Below are 2,023 nucleotides of genomic sequence, written 5' to 3' on the forward strand. Positions count from 1 at the left end.
GTTCTTGGCCAAATCAACCGCCAATATGCTAATCTCTAACATGGATGCCTCCCTCTCTTTGGTTCAGATGAAACCACTTTGGCACAATTGATGCCGTCGGGTGGAGGCATCCACCGCATCAGTTCAGACCGGCAGGCGCCGATCAGCGCGGTTCAGGTCGTCTTGTCGCGGTTCTGCGGCAGAAGGAAGATCGACACCATCAGCAAGCTGAAGATCAGCTCGTAGACCTCCCATTTGCGGTCCACGGTCAAAAGGGCGATGATGACGGTCGCTACCAGCGCGATGACGGCATGTTTCAACCACGGCACCGGCACGGCCATGCGGTCGGCCAGCGCGGCGATGCGTCCGCCCCTTGGGTAGATCAGGGGCAGGCCTACCAGGTACAAAAGTATGCATATCGTCAGCACCGGACCGAACAGGGTCTTGGTAAGTTGCACGCCGCCGACGTTGATGTTGTGCAGGTTCGTCTCATATTGCTTGTTGTTCTGTTTGAAGAATTCCCTGGATTCCCATCCGAAGATGCGCTGACCCCAGGATATCTCCTCGCCCGCCGCCATGAAGAACATCAGGGCATAAAGCGCCGTCAGCAGCGCCGCGCCATGCCGCCCGCGCCGCCAAAGCGACACGGCATTCACAGCAAGAACGACGCTCGCCACCAGCAGAAACAGCGCGGTGCCGTTTTCAACCAGCCTGTCCTCGGCCGCGAAAACCAGCGAGAAATACTCGGGCGAGACTGTCGCGATCACGACCGCCGCGATCAGCGCAAGCCCGATGAGCACCATCAGCGCGGCGTCGCATTTCCGAAGGAGGCTCATGGCATGTCCGTTCCTGTGCAATCTTTCGCCAGCAGATAGGCCAGCGCGCGCCATGCATCAAGGCCAATCGCCCCGCGCGGCAGGATGCGCCGCCGAGGGCGCGCGGAGGCGCGGGCGGAACGGCGACGCACGCTGGCCTTCGCCGAAAAGTGCGCGACCGAAGCCTACGCCAAGTTCGACGAGACGCTGGCGAAGGTGCAGGAAATGGCCAGCGAAGTGATCGTCGAAACCGCCTGCGCCAATCCCAACTCGGCCAAGGTCTATGTGTCGATGCTGGACTACCTGAACGACTACGCCAAGTGGCGGGACGCGTCTGCGCCGTTCAATCTGGGCCGGACGCCGAACGGGCCGGACGTGCAGAAGATCAAGGACTGCATGAAGGTTTTTGGGTTTAACAGGCCGCTGAAATAGTCGCGGCAGCCGGACGTTGTCCTTGCGGGTGGTCCAAGACACTCTCTGACAGGCCGCGCTGGCAAGCTACTACAGGAGCGTTGACGATCGTTTTCCCCTTCATGCCCCCAGCAACCGTGGCAGCCGGGCGAGATTGTTGGCGGCCATTGTCAGGATGAAGCGGGATCGAACACATTCAACGCCCCGATACATGGTCTGTGCCATGCCACCGACAGTTTTGGCCCAACCGAACGGCTCTTCGATCTTCTTTCGGTTCTTCTGGGACAGGGCTTAGCCTTGGTGTCGGGTAGTGCGCCCGTCGATCGCTGAATATCTCGATTTCCGGGCGACGTGCGGAGTGACGCAGGCTTGCCTCAGATCGGCGACGAAACCGACGCTATCGTATCCCTTGTCGGCCCCGAGCGTCAGCCGCCGGGTTGATCCGGGGGAGTGGCGATGGACCATGTCCAGCGCAGCGCGCCGCTCGGCATAACCGTCGGCCTGGGTCAGATCACTCTGCACGACAAACCCGTGCCTGTTCTCCATCAATGTATGCCCCATGAAGCAAAGCACCGCGCCCGTTCCAAGGGATTTTTTGTAAAGGCGCGCATCGGGATCGGTGATCGAAACATGCGTCGCGTTCGAGCGCTTCTCGCCCTTGAAATCGACTTCGACGTTGCGGTTTCGGTGGTTCGGGTGGGTCATCGGTTGGGTCTCGTTCTGGGTCTGTCGGGGCTGGCTGTCGGTCGCGGTATCTTGTGTGGGCGGACCGCCAGGTCCCTCGTTGTTGGGCGGTGCGCCCTCCGCCCTCGGCTGGA

General features: G+C 60.9%; 2 protein-coding genes and 1 pseudogene. 1 reads left to right on the top strand and 2 read right to left on the bottom strand.

Features of this window, described 5'->3' with window-relative positions; translation table 11 throughout:
• Window positions 1–152 precede the first annotated feature (152 nt).
• Complete coding sequence (locus DQ230_RS16735; RefSeq protein WP_113913693.1) at window positions 153–815, bottom strand: hypothetical protein; 663 nt, start codon at window positions 813–815, stop codon at window positions 153–155.
• Between the two features lie 84 nt (window positions 816–899).
• Between DQ230_RS16735 and DQ230_RS16740 the strand changes: the two genes are divergently transcribed.
• The gene (locus DQ230_RS16740) at window positions 900–1,226 is read left to right on the top strand and encodes a hypothetical protein (RefSeq protein WP_338050528.1); all 327 of its coding nucleotides are present in this window, start codon (window positions 900–902) and stop codon (window positions 1,224–1,226) included.
• A gap of 99 nt (window positions 1,227–1,325) precedes the next feature.
• Here the strand turns inward: DQ230_RS16740 and DQ230_RS16745 are convergent.
• A pseudogene (locus tag DQ230_RS16745) lies at window positions 1,326–2,023 on the bottom strand (transposase); the annotation flags it as partial.

Origin of the sequence: Roseovarius dicentrarchi (genome assembly GCF_003316635.1) — a bacterium.
Taxonomy (GTDB): domain Bacteria; phylum Pseudomonadota; class Alphaproteobacteria; order Rhodobacterales; family Rhodobacteraceae; genus Roseovarius; species Roseovarius dicentrarchi.